Here is a 17,203-nt window from a genome sequence, read left to right on the forward strand (position 1 = left end):
GCCGGAGGTTCGGTCAGGCGACGGGCTTGAGGCCGAGAACTCGGCAGACGGTCTCTCCGACCGCCTTGCGAAGCTCGGCCATCAGCTCGTCGCGGGCGGCGGGGATCAGGTCGTTGGCGGTGGCGACCTGTACGGCGACGTCGTAGCCGCCGGTGGTGGACTGCCAGGCCATCGCGGGGTGCGGGGTGAGGCTGGCGGCGCTGAGCTGGATGGCCCATTCGGAGACGTCGGCGGCATCGCGGATGAGGTCGTCGATCTGCTGGCGGGCTGCGAGGAACTCGGTGGTGTCGAGGCCGTCGCCGTTGAGGAGTTGCTCCCAGGTGCGGCCGTTTCCGTCGCCGGGGTTAGTGGACTGGACGTAGTTGCGGTCCATCCGGTCGGCGATCTCGCTGGGGGTAATTTCCCGGATGGCGGTGGCGACGACTTCGGCGGCGGTCGCGCGGAGGTCGGCGTTGGTGTACGGGTGGTCGGTCACGTGTTCTCCTTGGTCTGGGCGCCCCCGCCGAATTCGCCTCGGCGGGGGCGTTCCTGTGGGTCAGGCGGTGAGGTCTTCGTTGCACTCGGCGCAGCGGGAGTGGGCCCCGGTCACGGCCCCCATCTCGTCGTGCAGGTGGACGAGGAGTACGTCGCCGCCGCAGCCGGCGTGCTCGACGTTCTCGGCTCGGTAGGTGCGTTCGAGTCCGCCGCCCCAGTCCTCGGTGTTGATGAGGGTCCAGGCGATCTCGTCGGGGAGCTTGGTCACGTGCGTTCTCCTTGGGTTGTGGCTGGTGGCCCGCGCCCTCGCCGCCCGGTGTCATGCGGCGGGGCGCGGGCGGCTTAGAGACGGAGCCAGGTGACGGGGAAAGCGCCGGGATCGTCGGCGTCGGATCCGACCGTCCACTGGCCGTCGGACCGGTCCTCGAAGCGGGCCCAGCCCGTCTTCATGTCGCGCTCGGGAACGATGTCGATGTCGACGAGGCGCTCGCTGCAGTAGTGGCGGTGGAAGGCGTTGAGTGCCGCTATAGCTTTCCGTCGGTCGTGGGTGCAGGCGGCTTCGTGGTCTTCGAAGTCGAGGACTCCGACGCCGTAGTAGATGTCGGCGACCTCGTCGCGGGTGGGGGTGTACATCAGGCCGCCTCCTGTGTGGCCTGTACGGGCACCGGGTACGGGAGCTGCACGTGGCTGGCGTCACCGCCGTGGGTTGCGGCTGCAGTGATGCGGGGTTGGGCGTTGGCCAGCTCCCGGCGGAGGCGCGCCTTCTCGATGGCGTCATTGATCCGCTGCTGCTGGAGCCGGCGGATCTCGGCGACGGTGGCCTCGTACCGCTGCTTGAGGCAGCAGTAGTCGACGGCGATGTCGTCGTTCTTCTTCTCGCTGGCGGCGAGCCGGGCTTGGAGGTCGTGGTGTTCGGCCAGGGTGGGAGCCCGGTGGCGGCCGTGCGGGCGGGGCAGGTGGAGGATCACGAGGCGGCCTGCTTCCTGTGCTGGCAGCTACCGAGGAGGCACGGCTCGGCCCGCTGCTTCCACTCGTCGTGGCCGACAAGCTCGTGCCGGTAGCCCTCCGCTGCTTCCCGGCGCCGGTCGCGGACGCGCGGGGTGAACTGCTTGTGCGCGTCCTCGACGAGCGGGCCGATGTACTCGCCGAGCGCGGAGCCCTCGACGCAGCCCTGCGGGTTGATGCGGATCCAGAACTTGCGGTCGGACATCACGCCTCCTCGTCGTGGACGAGCTGCCAGCGCTCGGTCTCGCGGTCGTATTCGATGTGCTCGCTGCCGGTGGGGTTGGAGATGTGGCCGTCGGACTCGATCCAGAAGCCGACTCCGGCGTCGACGAGGGCGTTGAGGCCGTCGACTGCGCGCTGCCACGGGTCGGTGCTGGTCAGCTGGGCGACCTGGTTTTCCAGCTCGACGGCGATGCGGCGGGCCTGCTCCGTCTGCTCCTCGGCGCGCTCGACCTTGGCCGTGAGGGCGGGGATTCGCTCGGCGTCTCGGAGGAGGGCGGCCATGTCGACCGTCTTGCGCTTCTCCTCGTCGATGTAGCTGTCGACTGCCTCGAGCACTGCTGTCGCTCGGCGCTCATCGTTCGAGGGAGCGCCCTGGTGGTAGCAGGTGGACCAGGTGGTGGATCCGCAGGTGCAGGGGTGGGTCTTGGAGGCGTTGCCCAGGGCTTCCACGAGGCGGGGACGCAGGTCGTTGCGCTCGCTCATCACTCGCCCGCCTTCCGCTCGGCCGCGAGGCGGCGGTATGCGCTCCCGGGGGTGTCCCGGCCGACGTGTCGACGCGCGATCCGGGAAATCGCCTCGTGCTCGGGCAGTTCGGTGAGCCTCTGCTGCCAGTCGGCGAGGGGGCCGACGTCGCGAGCGAAGTTCAGGGCCTCCAGTTCGCTCCAGAAGTCCCAGCCGAGATGCTTGCCGCTCTGGACGTGGGTGACGATCCACTGCTCGTGTGCGGACTCCTGGCAGAGACGTCGGTGTGCCACAAGGCCGGGAGTGTCGGTGGGTGTCGCCTGCACGTCGATCTGTGTGCCCTTGGTGGTTCGGACCTTGATCCTCATCACTCGCCCGCCTTCCGGACCTCAGCGGCGGCGGTGCGCTCGGGCTGGTAGGCGTCGAGGTAGTAGATGTCTTCGGGGATGCCGCCGTGCTGGAACGCGACCTTGAGCACTTCGGCCTCGGGGATGTTGGGCTTGGCCTGCTGCCAGTCGGCGAGGTGGCCGATGCTCTTGGCGAAGTCGGCGGCGTGCTGGTCGTCCGGGAAGATCACCGGGAACCGCATTCCGCTCGGTGTGTGAGTGACAGTGCGCCAGTCGAGGTCGGCGATCACACGTTGCGTGGCGGGGTCGTCGAAGAGCAGCACCGGGTTGGTGACGAGTCCACCTGTCTCGGTGGGCTTGGCTTCGACGGTCACGTCGCCGTGTGGCGTCGGGATGGTCAGGTTCACTGTTCCCCCTTGGGGTGGTTGAGTCGGTGGCCGAGGGCGATGAGCCCGGCGGCGGTGCCCCAGCAGATGGCCAGGGCGGCGATGCATTGGGCGGTGAAGCGGGTCACTGGGCGGCCTGGCGCCGGTCGATCTCGTCGGAGATTCGGTCGGCGAAGTCGGCCGAGGTGGGGTCGGCCTCAAGGCCGGGGGCCGGGTTGCGGACTGCTTGCAGGCAGCGGGCTCGTGTGGTTTCCAGGTCGGCGATGGTGACGTCCGGGTGGCCGAGGATGCTGCTGAAGTTGGTCACGGCGTCTCCCGGCGGGGCGGGTTGGCGAGCCGGTAGGCCGAGTGGGATTCCTGCTCGGCTTCTACTGCCTGCCGGGCTGCGTCGACGGCGTCGGTGAGTACGGCGATGCGGATGACGAGGAGCATCAGCAGGGCCGGATCCACGGCGATCAGCGGGGCGCTCATGCGGCATCCCTGGCCTGGTTGACCCGGTAGGTGCGGTCATGGCCCGGCACCTCGACGAGGTGGCCGTGTTCGGCGAGCAGGGCCAGGTCTCGGCGGGCGGTGCCGCGCTGGACGATGCCGAGCGGCCGGTACACGTCCTGGGCGCGGCTGGTGGTCCAGATGCCGCCCTCGCGGCGCACGGTGGCGAGCAGGGTGCGGATACGGGCGCGGTCGGTTGATGCGCTCACGCCGCCACCCCCTTGGGGTGCGCAGCCCACACGCTGTTGATCGCCGTGTTGTAGGCGGCCACCTGCGCGGGCAGCCAACCAGCCTCGTCCCGGCCGTACAGCTCGTGGAAACGCTCGTCCAGGTCGGCGAGCTCCAGCTGCACCACATCGGCCGCCGGAAGCTGGGCCACCACGGTTTCGTCGATGATGGTCACGCCGCCATCACCCCTGCCGTCTCCTCGGCGCGGGCGGCGTCCTCGAACGCGGCGATCACGTCGTCGGCTGTGCGCTCGGGCACGTCGTTCCACAGGACGCCCAAATCCCAGATCGCCAACGCCCGCTTGTAGCCGGGGATCAGGTGCTCCATCAGTCGCCGCACAGCGGCCTCCACGAGCGGCACGTCGCACCTGGCGGGCTTCGGCGACCCGGTCAGTGCGATGCTGATGGCCCCGGCGGCGCACACCGGGCATTCGGCGGGGGCGATCTCGGTCTCGGCCATCGGGTACCAGTAGCCCTTGTTGTGGCCGTTCGCGCGGATTATGTTGGCGGCTCGGCGGTAGACAGCGGCGTAGTCGGCGATCAGGGCGGTCACAACGCCTCACCCGCCTCGATGACGCGGCGGACGGTGTGGGTGCCGTCGGTGTGGCGGACGATGGTGTCGCCGAACTTCGCGACGATGCGGTTCTGGTAGTCGCTGCCGATGCGGAGACCAGTGACGGTCAACTTGCCGTCCACGTCCTCCCAGTAGCCCTTGGCGAACACGCCGACCTGGTCGAGCCAGTCGTCGATGGCGGGCAGGTTCTTCCTGGTCAGCAGCCGCCGTTCCACCTCGGTGGCGTCCGGCTTCTCGATGACGTCCACGTGGGTGAGGGCGATGCCGCCCGCGTAGCCGTCGACCATGACGACCGGCTCGCCGTGGCCCAGCGCCCACGCCACGGAGCGGGTGCGGGTCTGGAGCCGCTTCTCGTTGGGGAACTTCTCCGGACGGGCGCCGGGGTAGGCCATGACCGGAGTACCGACCGGGTAGCGGGAGTTGAACTGCTCGGCGTTCACGCGGCCACCTCCGCCGTCTTGCGGGCGGCGTCGTACAGGTCGATGCCGTGGCGGATCGCGTGGCAGCACCAGAGGAAGCCCGGTGTGTAGTCGCAGAAGTTCCACTCCCACGTCTCGCCGAACGTCCAGCCCTGGTAGCTGAACGCGTCCAACTCGGCGCGAGCCCCGGCCTCGTGGCTGATGTCACCCCACTCGAAGATGTCCCGCGTGACCTCGGCCCCGATACCGCGCGGGGCGCGTCCGTTGCGGATCGCCTCGACGACGTGCTGCTTGACCCGCTGCTCGAAGAGGTTCTCGTCGAACCCTTCGATCTCGTCACGGCCAGCCCGGACCTTCTCCTGCCAGTAGCTGGGGTTGATCTCGCCGCTGAACGCGGTGTTGCGGAACAGATCGAACATGTCGGGGGTGGCGTCGATGTCGAAGTGGAATGTCCAGCCCGCCTTGACGACGAGGTTGTACGGCCACGTGATCAGCTCGTAGACGCCGAAGCTGCCGTGCTCCGGGCGCCCGAACCGCAGGTGCCTATACAAGCCGTCCTCGTGCTTGACGGTCATCTGATGTCCTGCCGTCTCGCGGGCGAACCGCTTGGCGATCTCGGGATACTCGGTCATGCGGTCCTCCCAGAAGGCTTGGGGTGGGGGATGCCGGGCAGCGGCACGCACGTGTCCGGGTCGGCATCGAGGAAGTGGCGCTGCTCGGCGAACCGGCCGTCAGCGACGGGCTGGGCCTGCTGCAGCGAGTCGAAGAGCAGCGCGGTACGCAGCGGCACCTCAGCCGCCACCTGCTCGGCAGGCACACCCAGGGCGGCGATCGGGCGAGGCGTGGTCGGGGTGGTCACCGGGACTCACCCCACTCGGCGTGCACGGCATCGAAGCGTGTGCCCGAGCAGTGCTTGCAGCGGGCCAGCCTCCGCTTCGCATCGCTCTCGCCCTGGTACTCCGCCTCGAACGCGTGGGTTTCCAGTTCGGCGACGCGCTTCTTCAGTTCGTCCCGCTCAGCCCGGACCCGGTCCAGCTCGGCGAGTACGTCATCGAGGGCAGCGTCCGCCGACGCGAGCGAGCGGACCGTGTACCGCTCCGAGCGGATCTCGGCCTCGCGCTCCGGCGACAGCGGGGCGGTGGGGTTCATCGCGCACCGCCGATCAGGGTGCGGGCCAGGCGGGCAATGTCCGCGTCCAGCTCCGGGGACGCCTCGTTGCCCAGCACCAGCGCCATCTCACGCTCATCCAGAGCGGCAGCCAGTGCGGTGCGGGTCTTCTGCTCCCGCTCGAAGCGGGCCAGCTCCTCGCGGTCGTTCTCGCGCGCCGACCAGTACGTGTACAGCAGCTCGTCCCATGCGTCGCCGCGCTCAGCTTCCGGCAGCGACTCGTAGGCGAGACGGCCAATGTCCTCCGGGGTGAAACCCTCCGGACGGTCCGCCCGCAGCGTGTCCTCGGCCGCGTCGAACATCGCGGCCAGGGGGGAGACGCGGCGGAGACCGGTGGTCAGCTCCTCGAAGATCGTGTTGGGTTCAGGGTTCTGGAAGAATGTGGACACGGTCCACGCTCCTGTTCTTCAGGGTTCTGGGTGGTGTGGATCCGAGGCCGGCGTCGGGTCTAGGCCCCCGGCGTCGGCCGCATACCGCTCAGGCGGCGGTTGCGAGACGCGACTCGACTGGGGCGTTCACCGGGTCCAGAGCCGGGTTGCTGTGCGGGTCGGACGCCTCCTGCTCGGTGAGCCACGCATCCAAGACCGCGATGCGGTAGGCCACCTTTCCGCCAGCCTTGAAGCTGGCCGGCCCCTTCTTCTTGAGGCGCCACTTACGCAGGGTGGTGATGTCGTAACCGAGGTAATCGGCGGCGTCAGCGAGCCAGAGGCACCCGGGTGGGGCCTTCTTCGGCATGGTGGTCACAGGGGTCCCTTCTTTAGATGGGGGGTTGCCGTTCCATAGACGGTTCGGTCGAATCTGGAGACGCTGGAGGCGCGAAAAGCACCAGTACCGCGACCCCGAGGGCCCCCGCGATGGCGTGGGCGACGCTCGAGTCACAGTCATCTCGTTCGCCAGTCAGCAGGTGACCGACCGGCGAATGGTGGCTCAGGCCTATGGCGTCAGCTAGAGAGCGGACGGTGTACGGAGTGCCCCTGCCGGGGTGCTGCATGACCTTTCGCAGCATCTCGGTGTCGCGGAGCGTGTATCGCACTCTCAATGGATCTCCATTGGGACGTTCTGTCTTCGCTTGAGAACAGTGAAGCAGACTGGAGACGATTCGTCTATGAATCCGAACGGCTAAATGTGAAGTTTCCGCGAAGTAGCTTGCCTACTAGTCTTGATCTGTAGACGATTCGTCTGCGACGGGGAATGGTTGTGCGGCCTGGCCTGCGATTTCATTGCACCAGGGCGAACCAAACGAGAGACGACCGATATGGAAGAGACGGAAGGGACACCCCCCATGGAGGCTCCGGCCCCCGACCTTGGCCGCGGCAACACCGGCCACGACCCACTTCCCGAAGCCGCACGCGACATGGACCGCGACAACCTCAGCCGCCTCATCCGCGACGCCAACTACATGGGCCTCTCCTACCAGGAGATGGCCGACCGTTCCGAAGCCGCCGGCTACCCAGTCTCCAAGCCGTACTTGCAGAAGCTGGCCACGAACGCTGTCGCAACCGCTCCGAGCCCCGATCGACTGGAGGGGATCGCCGCCGCCCTGAGGAAGCCCGTGGCCGTTATCCAGCGCGCAGCTGCCATCCAGTACCTCAACTACCAGGCGACCGAGCTCAGCGGCTACGACGACGACGTGCGCGTGATCGTCGCCCACCTGGCGGGGATGGATCCCCGCGAAAGGAAGCGGTGGCGAAGGATGCTTGAGGCCGCCGATCGGATCGACGAAGACTAGTCCCCGTTTACCGTCTACGACGAATCGTCTACAAACTGTTGTCGCATGCCATGCGCGAGGGGTAAGTTTCCGGATCCGAGCACATCCGTCCCAGGGGACCCCCCACACCCCTGCGCTTCAAGGGGGTGCAGATGATCGACGTCCGGTACATCTACAGCGACGACTGCACATGGGAGCAGCCGGTCGAGGCCGAGGAACGACGCGGGAGCATCCGCTTCAAACTCTGCAGAGGACTCTTCCAACCCCAAGGGGTGGCGGGTCTCAACTCTGCTGTCCACCAGCTCCTGGCTGGGGGACAGTGGTTCCAGCTATGGAGGGGCGAGATCGTGTCCATGCACTCGCCAGAGTTGAGGGAGTTCGATGCCCGGATACATCGAGGACCGCTGGTTCCGTAGAGGCCCCGCCGATCCGGCCACGGGGAAGCGCACCCGCGAGAAGACCGCCCGGCACGGCCAGGGCAAGCGATACAAGGTCACCGGCATCCCCGGAGTCCGCGCCCGATCTTTCGACCGCAAAGCCGATGCGGACGCCTGGAAAGCCAAGGCCGAGCACGAGTCGAAGAGCGGCGAGTTCATCGACTCGCGCCGCGGCCAGATCCTCTTCCGGGCCTACGTGGAAGACGAGTGGTGGCCGAGCAAGAGCGGCGACCCGGCGACCCTCACCACCATCAAGGGCAGGGTTTGGACCCACCTGCTCCCCCACCTGGGGGCGCTCACGCTCAACAGCATCAGAACGCCGCAGCTGCGCGCCCTGTTGAAGCAGCTCGAGTCCACGATCGGGCCCGGCACCATCCACGAGGCGTGGGGCTACCTCTCGTCGATCCTGCAGTCGGCCGTGGACGACGAGCGCATCACGAAGAACTACTGCAAGACCTCAAAGAGCATCAAACTCCCAACACGCCCTCCGAGGAAGGCCCGTGCGTGGAGCCGCGAGCGCGTCGCCGCCGTGCGCGAGGGACTGAAGCCCCGCGTTCGCATCATGGTCGACATCGGGGTCAGTGCGGGCCTGCGCCAGTCCGAGGTGTTCGGGCTCGCCGTCGAGGACATCGACGAAGCCAAGCAGATCATCCATGTGCGGCGGCAGGTGAAGAAGGTAGGCGCGAAGCTGGTCTTCGCTCTGCCCAAGGGAGGCAAGACCCGCACCGCACCGGCGCCGCCCGAACTGCTGGAGCGCCTGAGGGCCCACCTCGAGGAGTTCCCCGCGAAGAAGGTCACTCTGCCGTGGAAGGACCCGCGGCCTCCGGAGACAGACCGGGAGGCGAAGGAGCGGGCGCCGCAGACGTTCGAGCTGATCGTCACGGGGGCGCAGGGCGGGGCTCTGCGGCGCGACTCGTTCAACGACCGCGAGTGGAAGCCCGCGCTGGCCGCTGCGGGGGTGATCCCGCCGCCTGTGCAAGTTCGGCAGGGGAAGGATCAGCGGGCCGTGTGGAAGTACGTGGAGGCCCGGGAGGAGGGCTTCCATGCGTTGCGGCATACGGCGGCGTCGGTGTGGCTGGACGCGAGGGAGTCGATCGTGTCAGTCTCGAATTGGCTTGGCCACGAGGATGCGTCGATCACGTTGCGGATCTACGCGCACATGATGCCGGAGGCGGACGGCCGCGGCAGGGACGCCATGGATGCCTGGCTCAAGGCGAGTTCCTAAAAGATCTCCCCAGCCGCTCCCCAGAGATATGGATCAAGAAGATTCGGGGGCCCCGACCGCCTTACGATCGGGGCCCTTGATGCGTGTCAGCGGACGCCCACGCTAGCCAGTGCAGCCTTCTGATCTGCGGAAAGCTTGGCCGGGAAGTAGAGGTAGCAGACGCCTCCGGTGCCGGAGACCACCTTGCCGTTGGCGTCGTACCGCTTGGTGCGCAGCCAGATGTTCTCCCACTGCCGCCGCTTGTAGACGTGGCGGACCGCCTCGTTGCTGGGCGACGCCGGGTCGTTGGCGATGATGTCGCCGTCCGCCGTGAAGCCGATGACGGTCATCAGATGGCCCGAGGTGCCGTACCCCGCGCCGTCCAGCTCCGTCTTGAGGAAGGACTGCGAGGTGATCAGCGGAATGCCGGCGCCGATCAGCTTCTCGGCGTCGGTGAGCGAGCCGAGCCGGGTGACCACGCCCTGCATTTCGCGGTACGTGGCGGCGTAGGCGGCGTTGAACGGCCAGTTGCCGCAGCCCTCGTACTGGTAGTCGAAGGTGGCCCGGGCGGCGTGGCAGACCTGCGGATCGGCGTAGTCCGGGTTGACCCAGGCCAGGTCCTTCGCGGAGGGCTTGCGACCCCAGTACTCGATGATCATCTGCGAGGAGGTGGGGCTGCACCACGCCTCGCCGCCATTGTCGTACTCCGGGTACTGGCCCTTGTGGATCTCCTGCGAGTAGCGCGGTACGGCGAGTTCGCGCGCCTTGGGCAGGCTCGGCGTGGAGGCGGGCACCTCGAACCGGTCGGGGACGTCGGAGCCCATCGCGCCGACCCGCCACACCGTGGGGGTGAGCGTGGTGCCGGGCTTGCGGTGGAGGGTGAGCCGCACCTGGTACTTCGCCAGCCGCAGTCCGCTCGCCGGGTCGTCGATGGAGAAGGTGTCGGTCCACACCGAGCTCTTGTCGTCGCTCTGGCCGTCGACCGAGGTGCGCCGGATGGAGGAGGCGCCGTCGTCGGAGGCCCAGCGGCCCATCACGTACCAGGGGGTCGCGGAGCCGTCGGTGTAGCTGCCCTTGAGCTCGATCTGGATCCAGGTGCCGGCGGGGGTGTGGGCGTTCCAGGAGACGATGGCCTCGGTCGCGGGCACGGAGAGGGTGCGCACCGGGGAGGTCCAGGTGGCGTACTCCCAGGCGGCCTTGGTGCCGGTGTGCGGATCGGTGTAGTCCACGCTGCCCAGCGGGCGGGAGATCACGATGCCGGGGCGGGCCCCGGCATCGGCGCGGACGCCCTTGGCGGCACCGGCCAGCCAGTCGGCGTGGCCGCTCCAGCCGTGGTACTCCGCGACACGGCCGGCCTCGGTCTTGGTCTCGGAGCCCGCCGGGGCTCCGGCGGCCCCGGGGGCCCCCGAGCCGCGTGCCGCGGACGGGGCCGGGCGGGCCGCCCCGGCGGCAGCGGCGGCGGTCGTGGTGACGGCGGCGGCGCCCGCGACGCCGATGGCGGCGGCGAGCACGGAGCGGCGAGGCGTGGATCCAGATCTGGTCATGCGGGGTTCCCCCAGTCGTCGTCCGGTCCCATGGCGGCGGGTGCGCGACAGTCGCACAACTATGGCCGCTGCGAGTGGTCTCAGGCCAGTGATTCCCCCAGCACCCGCCCCCTCAATATTGGTGTGAACCAATGGAGTGAACGAGCCGAAAGGGTCGTATGGTGGTCCCCGATGCGGACTTACCCACCGGTTGGCAGCCTGGACGCGCTGGCGCGGCACCTGTGTGCGCTGCCGCCGTCCTGCGGGCCGGTCCGGCTGGTCGCGGTCGACGGCCACGCCGGCTCCGGGAAGACCACCTTCGCCCGCCACCTCGCCGAGGCGCTCGGCGGCGCGCCCGTGCTGCACACGGACGACTTCGCCACCCATGAGGAGCTCTTCGACTGGGCGGGCCGGCTGCACTCCGAGGTGCTCACCCCGCTCGCGGAGGGCACGACCGCGCGCTACGCCCCGTACGACTGGGTGGAGCGCCGCTTCGCCACCGCCCGGCGGCGGCTCGATCCCGCGCCGGTGGTGCTGCTGGAGGGCGTGGGCAGCGGCCGGCGCGCGGTGCGGCCGCGGCTGGCACGGCTGTTGTGGATGGATCTGCCCGCACGGGACTCCTGGCGGCGCGGGCAGCTGCGGGACGGCCCGGAACTGTCCGCATTCTGGGACGGATGGCTGCCCGCCGAGCGTGCGCATTTCGCCGCCGACCCCTCCCGTCCGCACGCCGGAACGTTGGTAAGACAGCGAAAGGAGGGGTATGAGGCGCTCCCGGGACCCGCGGCGACCGACGGAAACACGCCTTGGCCTCACACAGCGTGAGCCCATGCCCCCGACCGGACCGTACGCCCGCACCGGACGCATGACGCGTACCCCAACTCGGCTTGACCTGGGGCCCATACAGGTCTTACGTTCTCAATGTGCGACTCGTACGAGTCGTCCCACAACGCGAAGCCCCCGGTTGTTCCCCCGTGATCGGGGGCTTCGTCCTGTCTGGCGATGGTTTTTCGCTGCTTTGCGCCGCCACACCATCACCCTGGGTGACGAACGGCGCCGAACCCCGTGCGCCCCCTACACGCCCCCGCGCACACCCGCCCGGCCTTGTGTGATTGCAACGAACAACAGTGCGGCACCCTCGGCCCATAGGAGTTACGCAGGTACGATGCGAAAGGGGCAGTCGCCCCTGCGGCATCCACGGGGGCAGGGGTTGTGGGGGACGTGATGGATTTCGGCACGCAGGGTTCGCACGCCCCGGCCGACCTCGCCTGGCTGCGAGCCGTCGACGCCTACACGATGGGCGCGTACGCACAGGCCGAGGAGGAGTTCCGGGCCGCCACGCGGCTCGATCCGGGAATGGCCGACGCCTGGCTCGGACTGCATGCGCTGCGGGCCGACACGGCGGCGGCGCTGCTGCGGATGTACCGGCACCGCGACCGCTTCGGCGAGCAGCGCGCCCGGCACCGCCGCACCCTCAACTCCTGGTACTGGCTGGGCTGGTGGGTTCAACCGGTGCTGGAGACCAGCCGGGACCTGCTGCTCGCCCACGCCTCCCACTGGCTCGACGGCCGCCATGTGCCCGAGCTGGACCGGGCGCTGGCCGGCTGCCCCCCGGTGGAGGCCGATCCACAGGCCCGTTTTCTGCACGCCTGCCGCGCCTATCTGGTCAAGGACTGGGAGCAGCTGGTCCGCCACACCGAGCCGCTGCTGGACGATCCGTTCCTGGGCATCGAGGCGGGTCTGTTCGCCGGGATGGCTCGGGTCCGGCTGGAGATGTACAGCCAGGCCGAACCGCTGCTCGCCGCCGCCTTGATGCGCTGTCGCAGCGAACAGCCCCAGCGCAAGGAGCTGCGCTACTGGCTGGCCCGCGCCCATGAGGGCACCGGCCGCAGCGCCGCCGCGCTCCCCCTCTACCGCGCGGTCCACCGCATCGACTCCACCTTCATGGACACCTCGGCACGGCTCGCGGCGATAGCCGAGTCCGACGGGCTGGACGAGCCCGCGGACCTGGCCGCCGTCTCACTGGCCGGGGCCGGTGGCCAGGACGCCACGGACGGCCGGGACGGCGCCGCCACCGACCCCGCCGATCCGCTGGCCGCCGACGGCCGCGACCCGCGCGCCGCGGGTGAGGGGCCCGAGGGCCCGCCGCTGATGGGCCCCGCCGTGATGGGCGCGGGCGGCACCCGCGACCGGGCCGGAATGCCGTCCCAGCCCGGCCCCTCCGATCCGGTGCTGCTGGAGAGCGCGCTCCAGGAGCTGGAGCGCATGGTCGGCCTGGAGCCGGTCAAGCGGCAGGTGCGGGCGCTGTCGGCGCAGCTCCACATGGCACGGCTGCGCGCCGGGCAGGGCCTGCCGGTCCAGCCGCCCAAGCGGCACTTCGTCTTCTCCGGCCCCTCCGGCACCGGCAAGACCACCGTGGCCCGCATCCTCGGCCGGGTCTTCTACGCCCTCGGGCTGCTCGGCGGCGACCATCTGGTGGAGGCCGGGCGCGCCGATCTGGTCGGCGAGTACCTGGGCCAGACGGCGGTGAAGGCCAATGAGCTGATCGACTCGGCGCTCGGCGGGGTGCTCTTCGTCGACGAGGCGTACAGCCTGTCCAACTCGGGCTACAGCAAGGGCGACGCCTACGGCGACGAGGCGCTTCAGGTGCTGCTCAAGCGCGCCGAGGACAACCGCGACCGGCTGGTGGTGATCCTCGCCGGCTACCCCGAGGGCATGGACCGGCTGCTGGCCGCCAACCCCGGTCTGAGCTCGCGCTTCACCACCCGTGTGGACTTCCCCAGCTACCGCCCGCTGGAGCTCACCCGGATCGGTGAGGTGCTGGCGGCGGAGAACGGGGACGTGTGGGACGAGGAGGCCGTGGAGGAGCTGCGCAGCATCAGCGGCCATGTGGTGGACCAGGGCTGGATCGACGAGCTGGGGAACGGCAGGTTTCTGCGCACGCTGTACGAGAAGAGCTGCGCCTACCGGGATCTGCGGCTCTCCGGCTGGAGCGGCACGCCGACCCGCGATGACCTCGCCACGCTGCGGCTGCCGGATCTGATGCAGGCGTACGGGGAGGTCCTGTCCGGCCGCGGCCCCATGTACCGCGACCCCCAGGACCCACCCCTGACGTAGCGCGCCTGCGGCGGGCTTTCCCGAACCATGGGGCTCCGCCCCCGGACCCCGGACGGGCTGAAATCAGCCGCTCCGCCGATTGAGGAGCGGGGTCCGGGGCGGAGCCCCGGTTGTGGGAAGGGGCGGGTAGGGGAAAAGCCCGCCGCAGGCGCGACCGCCGCGGTCAGCCGACCATCGCCCGCTCCTCCGCGGAGGGCGAGGGCGCCGCCTCGCCCCTGGGCTCGGCCACCCGCTCCCGGGCCTCACCCCGGTGCGAGGGGTCGTGGACCTCGCCGACCAGCTTCTCCAGGACGTCCTCCAGGGCGACCAGCCCCAGCACCGTACCGGACGCGTCGGCGACGGCCGCCAGATGGGAGGCGGCCCGGCGCATCACGGTGAGCGCGTCGTCCAGCGGCAGCTCCGCCCGCAGCGTCTCGATCGGATGCCAGACCCGCTGCGGTACGGCCCGCTCCGGGAACTCCAGCTCCAGGACGTCCTTCACATGCAGATAGCCCATGAAGGCGCCGCCGGGGCCGCACACCGGGAAGCGCGAGTAGCCGGTGCGCACGGTCAGCTCCTCGATCTGCCGGGGGGTGACCGAGGGGTCTACGGTGACCAGCCCGGCCGGGTCCAGGAGGACATCGGTGACCGGGTGGCTGCCCAGCTCCAGGGCGTCCGCGAGCCGCTCGTGCTCACCGGGGTCGAGCAGCCCGGCCTGCCGGGAGTCCTCGACCAGATGGGTCAGCTGCTCACTGGTGAAGACGGCCTCGACCTCGTCCTTGGGCTCCACCCGGAACAGCCGCAGCACCAGCCGGGCACACGCCCCCAGCAGCGCGGTGACCGGCCGACACAGCCGTGCGAAGCCGACCAGCCCGGGGCCGAGCCACAGCGCGGTCCTGTCCGGCGCGGCCATGGCCAGGTTCTTCGGCACCATCTCGCCGATGACCAGATGGAGGAAGACGACCACGGCGAGCGCGATGGCGTAGCCGAGGGGGTGCACCAGCTGCCCGGGGAGGTGAACGGCGTGGAAGACCGGCTCCAGCATCTGGGCGACGGTCGGCTCGGCGACCGCGCCGAGGGTCAGCGAGCAGATGGTGATGCCGAACTGCGCGGCCGCCATCATCTGCGGCAGGTTCTCCAGGCCCGTCAGCACCGTACGGGCGCGTCCGGAGCCCTCGGCCGCACGCGGCTCGATCTGGCTGCGGCGCACCGAGACCAGGGCGAACTCGGCGCCCACGAAGAAGCCGTTGGCGAGGACCAGCAGAACGGCGAAGAGAAGCTGTACCAGACTCATCGTCCGTCCGCCTTCCCAGCCATGGCGGGGGCACTCATCTGTGCGGGCGGCGTACCCGTACGGACGATGCGCACCAGCTCCGCCCGGTGGTGGCCGACCTGCCGGACGGCCAGCTTCCAGCCGGGCAGCTCGGCGGTGTCGCCGGGGGCGGGGATCCGCGCCAGCAGATCGGCCACCAGCCCGGCCACGGTCTCGTACGGCCCGTCGGGCGCGTCGAGGCCGATCTTCCGGCGCAGGGTGTCGACGCGGCAGCCGCCGTCGGCGTCCCATGCGGTGCGGCCGTCCTCGGTGTGGGTCTGCACCAGGTCGGGGTTCTCCGCGGCCTCGTCGTCGTGCTCGTCGCGCACCTCGCCGACCAGCTCCTCGACGATGTCCTCCAGGGTGACCACACCGGCCGTGCCGCCGTACTCGTCGACGACCACGGCTATCGGCTGCTCGCTGCGCAGCTGCTCCAGCAGCGGCTGGACCGGGAGCGTCTCGGGAACCAGCACCGGGGGCTGGGCGATCCGGCTGACGGGTGTGCGCAGCCGGTCGTCGGTGGGCACCGCGAGGGCGTCCTTGAGGTGCACCATCCCGATGACCTCGTCCAGCCGGTCGCGGTAGACGGGGAAGCGGGACAGCCCGGTGGCCCGGGTGAGGTTGAGCACATCCACGGCGGTCGCCGTGGAGTGCAGCGCGCTCACCCGCACCCGCGGGGTCATCACATGCTGCGCGGTCAGCTCGCCCAGGGACAGGGTCCGGACAAACAGATCGGCCGTGTCCTGCTCGATCGCGCCGGCCCGCGCCGAGTGGCGGGCGAGCGAGACCAGCTCACCGGGGGTGCGGGCGGAGGCCAGCTCCTCGGTGGGCTCCACGCCCAGCGCCCGCACCAGCCGGTTGGCCACGGTGTTCAGCAGGGAGATCATGGGCCGGAAGAAACGGGCGAAGGCGTACTGCGGGCCCGCGACGAAGCGCGCGACCTGGAGCGGCCGGGAGACCGCCCAGTTCTTCGGCACCAGCTCGCCGATGACCATCTGGACGGCGGAGGCCAGCAGCATGCCGAGGACGACGGCGACACCGGAGACCGCGCCGTGCGGCAGTCCGGTCGCCTCAAGCGGCGCGGTCAGCAGATGGCCGAGTGCGGGCTCGGCGAGCATGCCGACGATCAGTGAGGTGATGGTGATGCCGAGCTGGGTGCCGGAGAGCTGGAAGGACAGCTCGCGCAGCGCCTCGACGACGGTACGGGCGCGCTTGTCGCCCTCGTCGGCGGCTCGCTCGGCGTCCGGCCGCTCCACGGTGACCAGGCCGAACTCGGCGGCCACGAAGAAGCCGTTGGCGAGGATCAGGACAAGTGCCGCGGAGAGCAGCAGAAGGGACAGGGTGATGCTCATGCCGCCGCCTCGAGGTCGGCGGCGGCGCAGGTACTACAGGACGATCCGTCCATCTGCGGAGGGAGTCACTCCTCGGGTCGCAGGGGAGCCCGCCGAGGCACACGCGGACGTGCGCACAGACAGAGGCGGGGCGGGGCACCGTTCGGCCCCGGCAACAGAGTAATCAAGGATGGGGCGTGTCGGGCAGGCCCCTCGCGCCGTTGGAGTGCCGGGCGGTTCACCGGCCGGTTGGCGGGGACCCGCCCGGCACCCGGCGGAAGCGGACGTAAAGGGGCAGCTCAGCACGGCTGGGCCGGGCGGCCCTGCCCGATGGCTCAGTCCACGGCACGGCCCGTTCCGAGACGCTCGGCGAGGGCCCGCAGAGCGCGCGCGTCGCTGATGGCGCGTGCCTTGGCGATACCCGGCTGGATGCCCATCGCGGGCAGGCTGGTGCCGTCGGCGAGGTCCAGATAGACCCAGGGGTCGCCGGGGCGCAGATTGACCCGGAGCACCTCCGCCCACTCCAGCCGGCGCTTGGTGGTGAGGTTGACCACGGTCACACCGTCCTCCTCGGCCACCACCTTGGGGCGGCTGAGCAGCGTCAGCACCCCGAAGAACAGCAGTCCGGTGACGATGAAGCTGGCCCGCTCGCCCGGCCCCAGCCGCTCCAGCAGCAGGGCCACGGTCGTGAGGACGACCAGGACGGCGACACCGACGGTCATCAGGACGGCCCGGGTCCTGGTCGGCCGGAAGGTGACGGGCAGGGCGGGCGCGGGCGCGGCGGCGGACACGTGGTCGGCCTCTCGGGTGGGAGGGTGTGCTT

At 70.0% G+C, this 17,203-nt stretch carries 27 protein-coding genes; 4 read left to right on the forward strand and 23 right to left on the reverse strand.

Features of this window, described 5'->3' with window-relative positions:
* Positions 1 to 13: 13 nt before the first annotated feature.
* The 19 genes from NQU54_RS22890 to NQU54_RS22980 form a co-directional block, all read right to left on the reverse strand.
* Positions 14 to 475, reverse strand: coding sequence for a hypothetical protein (locus NQU54_RS22890; RefSeq protein WP_257632776.1), 462 nt, complete (start codon positions 473 to 475; stop codon positions 14 to 16).
* 60 nt (positions 476 to 535) lie between these two features.
* Positions 536 to 742: a hypothetical protein gene (locus tag NQU54_RS22895; protein ID WP_257632719.1), complete on the reverse strand. Its 207-nt coding sequence runs from the start codon at positions 740 to 742 to the stop codon at positions 536 to 538.
* 74 nt (positions 743 to 816) lie between these two features.
* A complete protein-coding gene (locus NQU54_RS22900) occupies positions 817 to 1,107 on the reverse strand; it encodes a hypothetical protein (RefSeq protein WP_257632720.1) in 291 nt (96 codons plus the stop codon).
* Positions 1,107 to 1,442 carry a hypothetical protein gene (locus NQU54_RS22905; protein ID WP_257632721.1) on the reverse strand — a complete coding sequence of 112 codons (336 nt, stop codon included), beginning with the start codon at positions 1,440 to 1,442 and terminating at the stop codon, positions 1,107 to 1,109. Before NQU54_RS22905 ends, NQU54_RS22900 begins: the two co-directional genes overlap by 1 nt.
* Positions 1,439 to 1,684 (reverse strand): hypothetical protein, encoded by a 246-nt coding sequence (locus NQU54_RS22910; RefSeq protein WP_257632722.1) that lies wholly within the window; start codon positions 1,682 to 1,684, stop codon positions 1,439 to 1,441. Before NQU54_RS22910 ends, NQU54_RS22905 begins: the two co-directional genes overlap by 4 nt.
* Positions 1,684 to 2,184 (reverse strand): hypothetical protein, encoded by a 501-nt coding sequence (locus NQU54_RS22915; RefSeq protein WP_257632723.1) that lies wholly within the window; start codon positions 2,182 to 2,184, stop codon positions 1,684 to 1,686. Before NQU54_RS22915 ends, NQU54_RS22910 begins: the two co-directional genes overlap by 1 nt.
* A complete protein-coding gene (locus tag NQU54_RS22920) occupies positions 2,184 to 2,531 on the reverse strand; it encodes a hypothetical protein (protein ID WP_257632724.1) in 348 nt (115 codons plus the stop codon). Before NQU54_RS22920 ends, NQU54_RS22915 begins: the two co-directional genes overlap by 1 nt.
* Positions 2,531 to 2,917: a hypothetical protein gene (locus NQU54_RS22925; protein WP_257632725.1), complete on the reverse strand. Its 387-nt coding sequence runs from the start codon at positions 2,915 to 2,917 to the stop codon at positions 2,531 to 2,533. Before NQU54_RS22925 ends, NQU54_RS22920 begins: the two co-directional genes overlap by 1 nt.
* Before the next feature lie 103 nt (positions 2,918 to 3,020).
* Positions 3,021 to 3,203 carry a hypothetical protein gene (locus NQU54_RS22930; RefSeq protein WP_257632726.1) on the reverse strand — a complete coding sequence of 61 codons (183 nt, stop codon included), beginning with the start codon at positions 3,201 to 3,203 and terminating at the stop codon, positions 3,021 to 3,023.
* Positions 3,200 to 3,367: a hypothetical protein gene (locus tag NQU54_RS22935; RefSeq protein WP_257632727.1), complete on the reverse strand. Its 168-nt coding sequence runs from the start codon at positions 3,365 to 3,367 to the stop codon at positions 3,200 to 3,202. The genes NQU54_RS22930 and NQU54_RS22935 overlap by 4 nt, the downstream gene beginning before the upstream one ends.
* Complete coding sequence (locus tag NQU54_RS22940; RefSeq protein ID WP_257632728.1) at positions 3,364 to 3,594, reverse strand: hypothetical protein; 231 nt, start codon at positions 3,592 to 3,594, stop codon at positions 3,364 to 3,366. Before NQU54_RS22940 ends, NQU54_RS22935 begins: the two co-directional genes overlap by 4 nt.
* The gene (locus tag NQU54_RS22945; RefSeq protein WP_257632729.1) at positions 3,591 to 3,788 is read right to left on the reverse strand and encodes a hypothetical protein; all 198 of its coding nucleotides are present in this window, start codon (positions 3,786 to 3,788) and stop codon (positions 3,591 to 3,593) included. Before NQU54_RS22945 ends, NQU54_RS22940 begins: the two co-directional genes overlap by 4 nt.
* The gene (locus NQU54_RS22950) at positions 3,785 to 4,165 is read right to left on the reverse strand and encodes a DUF6197 family protein (protein WP_257632730.1); all 381 of its coding nucleotides are present in this window, start codon (positions 4,163 to 4,165) and stop codon (positions 3,785 to 3,787) included. Before NQU54_RS22950 ends, NQU54_RS22945 begins: the two co-directional genes overlap by 4 nt.
* Positions 4,162 to 4,626 carry a hypothetical protein gene (locus tag NQU54_RS22955; protein ID WP_257632731.1) on the reverse strand — a complete coding sequence of 155 codons (465 nt, stop codon included), beginning with the start codon at positions 4,624 to 4,626 and terminating at the stop codon, positions 4,162 to 4,164. The genes NQU54_RS22950 and NQU54_RS22955 overlap by 4 nt, the downstream gene beginning before the upstream one ends.
* On the reverse strand, positions 4,623 to 5,237 hold the full coding sequence (locus NQU54_RS22960) for a hypothetical protein (protein WP_257632732.1): 615 nt from the start codon (positions 5,235 to 5,237) through the stop codon (positions 4,623 to 4,625). Before NQU54_RS22960 ends, NQU54_RS22955 begins: the two co-directional genes overlap by 4 nt.
* Positions 5,234 to 5,464, reverse strand: a complete 231-nt coding sequence (locus NQU54_RS22965) for a hypothetical protein (protein ID WP_257632733.1) — start codon at positions 5,462 to 5,464, stop codon at positions 5,234 to 5,236. Before NQU54_RS22965 ends, NQU54_RS22960 begins: the two co-directional genes overlap by 4 nt.
* Positions 5,461 to 5,754 (reverse strand): hypothetical protein, encoded by a 294-nt coding sequence (locus tag NQU54_RS22970; protein WP_257632734.1) that lies wholly within the window; start codon positions 5,752 to 5,754, stop codon positions 5,461 to 5,463. Before NQU54_RS22970 ends, NQU54_RS22965 begins: the two co-directional genes overlap by 4 nt.
* Positions 5,751 to 6,161: a hypothetical protein gene (locus tag NQU54_RS22975; RefSeq protein ID WP_257632735.1), complete on the reverse strand. Its 411-nt coding sequence runs from the start codon at positions 6,159 to 6,161 to the stop codon at positions 5,751 to 5,753. Before NQU54_RS22975 ends, NQU54_RS22970 begins: the two co-directional genes overlap by 4 nt.
* A gap of 88 nt (positions 6,162 to 6,249) precedes the next feature.
* Positions 6,250 to 6,507: a helix-turn-helix transcriptional regulator gene (locus NQU54_RS22980; protein ID WP_257632770.1), complete on the reverse strand. Its 258-nt coding sequence runs from the start codon at positions 6,505 to 6,507 to the stop codon at positions 6,250 to 6,252.
* Positions 6,508 to 7,027: 520 nt separating this feature from the next.
* Between NQU54_RS22980 and NQU54_RS22985 the strand changes: the two genes are divergently transcribed.
* The gene (locus NQU54_RS22985; protein ID WP_257632736.1) at positions 7,028 to 7,501 is read left to right on the forward strand and encodes a hypothetical protein; all 474 of its coding nucleotides are present in this window, start codon (positions 7,028 to 7,030) and stop codon (positions 7,499 to 7,501) included.
* Positions 7,502 to 7,861: 360 nt separating this feature from the next.
* Positions 7,862 to 9,142 (forward strand): tyrosine-type recombinase/integrase, encoded by a 1,281-nt coding sequence (locus NQU54_RS22990; RefSeq protein ID WP_257632737.1) that lies wholly within the window; start codon positions 7,862 to 7,864, stop codon positions 9,140 to 9,142.
* An 86-nt stretch (positions 9,143 to 9,228) separates the two neighbouring features.
* Here NQU54_RS22990 and NQU54_RS22995 read toward each other — a convergent pair whose 3' ends face one another.
* Positions 9,229 to 10,665 (reverse strand): C39 family peptidase, encoded by a 1,437-nt coding sequence (locus tag NQU54_RS22995; protein WP_257632738.1) that lies wholly within the window; start codon positions 10,663 to 10,665, stop codon positions 9,229 to 9,231.
* Positions 10,666 to 10,836: 171 nt separating this feature from the next.
* Between NQU54_RS22995 and NQU54_RS23000 the strand changes: the two genes are divergently transcribed.
* The gene (locus tag NQU54_RS23000; RefSeq protein WP_257632739.1) at positions 10,837 to 11,466 is read left to right on the forward strand and encodes a uridine kinase family protein; all 630 of its coding nucleotides are present in this window, start codon (positions 10,837 to 10,839) and stop codon (positions 11,464 to 11,466) included.
* Between the two features lie 399 nt (positions 11,467 to 11,865).
* Positions 11,866 to 13,758 (forward strand): AAA family ATPase, encoded by a 1,893-nt coding sequence (locus tag NQU54_RS23005; RefSeq protein ID WP_257632740.1) that lies wholly within the window; start codon positions 11,866 to 11,868, stop codon positions 13,756 to 13,758.
* A 163-nt stretch (positions 13,759 to 13,921) separates the two neighbouring features.
* Here NQU54_RS23005 and NQU54_RS23010 read toward each other — a convergent pair whose 3' ends face one another.
* The 3 genes from NQU54_RS23010 to NQU54_RS23020 all read right to left on the reverse strand — a co-directional run bounded on the left by NQU54_RS23010 (position 13,922) and on the right by NQU54_RS23020 (position 17,171).
* Positions 13,922 to 15,031, reverse strand: coding sequence for a hemolysin family protein (locus tag NQU54_RS23010; protein ID WP_257632741.1), 1,110 nt, complete (start codon positions 15,029 to 15,031; stop codon positions 13,922 to 13,924).
* A complete protein-coding gene (locus NQU54_RS23015) occupies positions 15,028 to 16,395 on the reverse strand; it encodes a hemolysin family protein (protein WP_257632771.1) in 1,368 nt (455 codons plus the stop codon). The genes NQU54_RS23010 and NQU54_RS23015 overlap by 4 nt, the downstream gene beginning before the upstream one ends.
* Before the next feature lie 320 nt (positions 16,396 to 16,715).
* Positions 16,716 to 17,171, reverse strand: a complete 456-nt coding sequence (locus NQU54_RS23020) for a PH domain-containing protein (protein WP_257632742.1) — start codon at positions 17,169 to 17,171, stop codon at positions 16,716 to 16,718.
* Positions 17,172 to 17,203 lie beyond the last annotated feature (32 nt).

Source organism: Streptomyces malaysiensis subsp. samsunensis (assembly GCF_024519315.1).
GTDB classification, from domain to species: domain Bacteria; phylum Actinomycetota; class Actinomycetes; order Streptomycetales; family Streptomycetaceae; genus Streptomyces; species Streptomyces malaysiensis.

Bases quoted from the DNA above. Each gene is read 5' to 3' on its own strand.
- NQU54_RS22980 (WP_257632770.1), bottom strand. From the start codon at position 6,507: ATGCCGAAGAAGGCCCCACCCGGGTGCCTCTGGCTCGCTGACGCCGCC.
- NQU54_RS22995 (WP_257632738.1), bottom strand. From the start codon at position 10,665: ATGACCAGATCTGGATCCACGCCTCGCCGCTCCGTGCTCGCCGCCGCC.
- NQU54_RS22970 (WP_257632734.1), bottom strand. From the start codon at position 5,754: ATGAACCCCACCGCCCCGCTGTCGCCGGAGCGCGAGGCCGAGATCCGC.
- NQU54_RS23005 (WP_257632740.1), top strand. From the start codon at position 11,866: ATGGATTTCGGCACGCAGGGTTCGCACGCCCCGGCCGACCTCGCCTGG.
- NQU54_RS22990 (WP_257632737.1), top strand. From the start codon at position 7,862: ATGCCCGGATACATCGAGGACCGCTGGTTCCGTAGAGGCCCCGCCGAT.
- NQU54_RS22910 (WP_257632722.1), bottom strand. From the start codon at position 1,684: ATGTCCGACCGCAAGTTCTGGATCCGCATCAACCCGCAGGGCTGCGTC.
- NQU54_RS22935 (WP_257632727.1), bottom strand. From the start codon at position 3,367: ATGAGCGCCCCGCTGATCGCCGTGGATCCGGCCCTGCTGATGCTCCTC.
- NQU54_RS22915 (WP_257632723.1), bottom strand. From the start codon at position 2,184: ATGAGCGAGCGCAACGACCTGCGTCCCCGCCTCGTGGAAGCCCTGGGC.
- NQU54_RS22960 (WP_257632732.1), bottom strand. From the start codon at position 5,237: ATGACCGAGTATCCCGAGATCGCCAAGCGGTTCGCCCGCGAGACGGCA.
- NQU54_RS23010 (WP_257632741.1), bottom strand. From the start codon at position 15,031: ATGAGTCTGGTACAGCTTCTCTTCGCCGTTCTGCTGGTCCTCGCCAAC.
- NQU54_RS22920 (WP_257632724.1), bottom strand. From the start codon at position 2,531: ATGAGGATCAAGGTCCGAACCACCAAGGGCACACAGATCGACGTGCAG.
- NQU54_RS22985 (WP_257632736.1), top strand. From the start codon at position 7,028: ATGGAAGAGACGGAAGGGACACCCCCCATGGAGGCTCCGGCCCCCGAC.
- NQU54_RS22900 (WP_257632720.1), bottom strand. From the start codon at position 1,107: ATGTACACCCCCACCCGCGACGAGGTCGCCGACATCTACTACGGCGTC.
- NQU54_RS23000 (WP_257632739.1), top strand. From the start codon at position 10,837: ATGCGGACTTACCCACCGGTTGGCAGCCTGGACGCGCTGGCGCGGCAC.